The 3,698-nt window shown below is 65.7% G+C and carries 3 protein-coding genes and 1 pseudogene; 3 read left to right on the top strand and 1 reads right to left on the bottom strand.

What is annotated here, in order from left to right; all coding sequences use genetic code 11:
* Together H8A92_RS39925 and H8A92_RS39930 are read left to right on the top strand one after the other, a co-directional pair.
* Positions 1 to 916, top strand: a pseudogene (locus H8A92_RS39925) (hypothetical protein); the annotation flags it as partial.
* A gap of 96 nt (positions 917 to 1,012) precedes the next feature.
* Positions 1,013 to 1,393, top strand: a complete 381-nt coding sequence (locus H8A92_RS39930; protein WP_229200730.1) for a hypothetical protein — start codon at positions 1,013 to 1,015, stop codon at positions 1,391 to 1,393.
* On the opposite strand, the gene H8A92_RS39935 is transcribed toward H8A92_RS39930, so the two are convergent.
* The gene (locus H8A92_RS39935) at positions 1,353 to 2,981 is read right to left on the bottom strand and encodes a glycoside hydrolase family 17 protein (RefSeq protein ID WP_229200731.1); all 1,629 of its coding nucleotides are present in this window, start codon (positions 2,979 to 2,981) and stop codon (positions 1,353 to 1,355) included. The genes H8A92_RS39930 and H8A92_RS39935 overlap by 41 nt on opposite strands.
* Positions 2,982 to 3,225: 244 nt before the next feature.
* Between H8A92_RS39935 and H8A92_RS39940 the strand changes: the two genes are divergently transcribed.
* Positions 3,226 to 3,698 (top strand): beta-1-3, beta-1-6-glucan biosynthesis protein (locus H8A92_RS39940; protein WP_229200732.1); only part of this gene is annotated, 473 nt, incomplete at its 3' end.

The following is a 3,698-nucleotide window of genomic DNA, read 5'->3' on the forward strand; positions in this document are numbered from 1 at the left end:
GCCGGCGGCATCGGACAAGCCGGCCGCGACCGACAAGGCGCCCGCATCGGCCGACAGCAAGGCGCCGGCAACGATCGAGAAGCCGGTGGCGGCGGTTGAACGAACCGTGGCGACCGAGAAGAAGACCGCAGCAGCAGCGCCGAAGCCTCAGGCCGCAGCGGAGAAGCCGTCAGCTTCCGACAATTCGCCGCCGGTTTCTGCTGCCACCGGCGCATCGGTTGCCAGTCCGATGAGCGCCGCCGTTGCAGCCGGCGTCGAGGATACCAAGGCCGCGGCGCCGCCGCCCTCCGCCATGCCGGTCATGGACAAACCGGTGATCGACAAGCCGCGCGTGGCATCACTCGATCCCGCTGCCAACAAGACGGTCGAAGCGCTCAAGCCGCCGACCGCCAACGATGTCAGTGTCGCGCCGATCCCGCCGCTGGTGATCACTGCGGATCCGGACGCCGACGCGGAAGACGACGGCGGCGCGCCGAAGGCACAGATCCACCGCACCGAGTTCGGTGTCGATCTCGGCACGGCAAATTCGGTCAATGGACTGCGCGCGCTGTGGCGCGGCCTGCTGAAGTCCAAGGCCAACGCGCCGCTGGCCGCGCTGCGGCCGATCATCGTCATCAAGGAAAACGGCAACGGGCTCGGCATGCAGTTGCGTCTGGTGGCCGGACCGCTGAACGACGCCGGGACCGCCGCCAGGATCTGCGCCGGCCTCAGCCTGATCCAGCGGACCTGCGAGACGGCGATCTATGACGGCCAGCGGCTCGCCCTGAATGAGCCGCCGCCCGGACCCAGGCCTGCGCTGCCGCACCGGCGGCTTGCGCCGAAGCGTGCGGTGGCGCCGCCGCAGCAGCCTGTCGCCGAGGAAAAGAAGCCGGAGCCCACGACGATTTCCTCGATGTTCCGGCGGAACAGCCAATAATCGTGTGAGGCGAAGGGATTGCGGTCAAATTCTCAACTGATTTCGCTGCTCTGACCCGGCCTTGTCCCAGACCCCGTTCCCAACCATAGTGCCGCGATGACAAAACCTCCGTTCCGCCTCTCCCCCTATCAGGTCCAGTTCCTGCTGGTCGTGGGCTTCGTCACCGTCGGCTACGCGCTGTACGTGCGCTATCTGGCGATCGAATTCTCGCCCGTCGCGCTGGCCTGCGATGCCGGCACGCAGACCATGCTCTGCAAGGCGCGCGCGCTGTCGACCGTGCTGTTCAAGAACTCGGTGTTCGGGATCACGGCGCTGGTGATCGCGGTGCTGAACCTGACGCGGCCGTCGATCGTGCTGCTCACCGTCGGCCTGATCGCTGCGGGGCTCGGGATCGTGCTCTACAACGTCGTGCTGTCGGGGCTTGCGATCGGGCTGTTCATCCTGGGTTTTGCGCGGCCCGCGCCCGCCACAGCGTAGCGGCGAGCAAGAGGTACATCACACAGGTCCAGTCGGACTGCCAGTTGATCGTGCCCTCGTTGTAGATCGTGTAGAGGGCTGCGATCACGAGCAGGCCGGCGAACACGGACTCGGAGAGCGGCCGCATGCCTTCCTTCGGACGGTTGAGCATGGTGAGCAGCGCGAACGGCACCACCGCCATGGTCAGCGAGGCATAGGGGAAATCGCGGTAACGCGGATCGAAGGTGAAGCCGAGCGCGGTTTCGGCCGCGATCACCGTGGTGATGATCAGCACGATTGCCAGCACCGCGCCGAACATGCCCTTGCCGCGATAGTCGCGCGGCCCGACCAGTTCGAGGAAGGTCGGCAACGAGCGTCCGGCGATCAGCGCATGCGCCGTCAGCAGCGGCGCGGCAATGCCCGCGGCAAGCAGCACGCCCCAGTGCAGCCAGCCGCCGGCGCCGTAGCTCTCGTAATACATCTTGTCGCCGGCGATCCCGAGCAGCGCCCCCGCTGTCGTCGCCGAAATGGCGACTGCGATCCAGGCGGAGGGCCGCGGCGTCCAGGGCCTGCGCCGCAGCGTCAGCCAGGCCACAAAGAAGGTGGCGATGGACAGCGCCATGCCGCCCGCCATCTGCAGCTTCCAGTCGGGATAGTTGCTGATCGCAACGCCCGGCGGATATTTCACCTGCCGCTTGATCGAATCGAACAGACCCCAATTGCCGCCGACGGTGCCCTCGAGCTTGCGCTTCCAGGGCTGGTCATAGGCTTCGATCAGGTTGACCCGAAAGCCCTCGCGCTTGGCGAGGTCGAGGATCTCGGACACCACCCGCGCCTGGTTGGTGCGCGACGGCAGCGCGCCCTCCCGCATCCGTCCCTGGCTCGGCCAGCCGGTCTCGCCGATCAGGATCTCCTTGGCGGGGAACGTCGCCGCCATCCGCTTGCGGATATCGTCGACATGCGCCGCGGCGTACTTCGCCTTGACCGGGATGTCCTCCCAATACGGCAGGATGTGAATGGTGACGAAATCGACCGCGTCATAGATCTCGCGGTTCTTCACCCAATATTCCCAGACGTCGGCATAGGTCACAGGGAGATTGCCCGCTGCCGCCTTCACCGCGCGGATGTTGCCGGCAAGATCGGCGGCGGTCATCTCGCCGCGCAGCAGCACCTCGTTGCCGACGATCAGCGAGGTCACGACACCGGGATATTCCTTGGCGAGCCGCACCGCGATGGCGATCTGCTGCAGGTTCTTGAAGCGGTTGCTGCTGAGCCAGATGCCCTGCATCACCTTCAGCCCGACCTTGGCCGCAACGCCGGGGACCTGGTCGAGGCCGTTCTCGATCGAATAGGTCCGCACGCAATCGGTGACCCTGGCGAGATCGGCCAGATCCTGCTCGATCTGCTCGACGGGAATCTGCGTGGTCGGATCGAGCGGCGTCTGGGCGCCGCGGAACGGCGTGTAGGACACGCATTGCAGTTTTGCGGCAGGATCGATCGGCGCACGCGCGAGTGTAATCGGCGTGGCGAGCCACCACCACACGGATGCAATCACGGCGAGCGAGATCAGGAGAAGCGCCAGCGGCGTACGAAGCGAAATCGGTTCCATCCTCCGGGGGACCGTCGAATTAGCCGGTCACAGCCCATCTGCCAAGTGTAGGATTAGGTCAATACCATGGTTGTCCTGCGACAGTTTTGCGCTGGATCGATAAAGTTGTGAGTTTGCTGGACAAAATACCAAATTCCAGTCATGGGATTCCGCCAGAGTCTCCGCCGCACTGGAGACCTATTTGGACGGCATCACGCGAGCCGTTAGGATGATCCCGCAGGGGCAGGAACATATCGGGGAATGCATGCGTCGACGGCTGCTTGAGTTGAAGAACACTGCTTTGCGCCAGCTTGCCGTAACCGGCGTTGTCGCCTGTCTCGCGCTCCTGAACGGAGCCGGCGGCGCGTTCGCCCAGAGCGGCACGCCGAACCCGCCTGATCAGGCCAAACAGCAGCCTGGACAGCCTGACGCCAATGCCAATGCCGTGCGCGAGGCCAACCAGCGCAAGGTCGAGGAATTCGTTGAGGCCCAACAGGCCATCAACGGCCCGGCCGGCAACCCGGAATGCGTCTGGCTGGGCCGCCGCGTGGTCCGCCTGATGTGGAACGACGACCTCGACACCGCCTTCCGCCATCTCGACCTCTATGACCGGTTCGGCTGCCCCGGCGGCCACGTCCAGGCCGCCTTCCGCTGCCTGACCCGGTTCGGCGCCCAGATCGACAGCAAGGTGAGCGGCAGTCTCGACGGCCGCATCCACGCCTGCTGGATCAACCCCGG

Source organism: Bradyrhizobium acaciae (assembly GCF_020889785.1).
GTDB lineage: Bacteria > Pseudomonadota > Alphaproteobacteria > Rhizobiales > Xanthobacteraceae > Bradyrhizobium > Bradyrhizobium acaciae.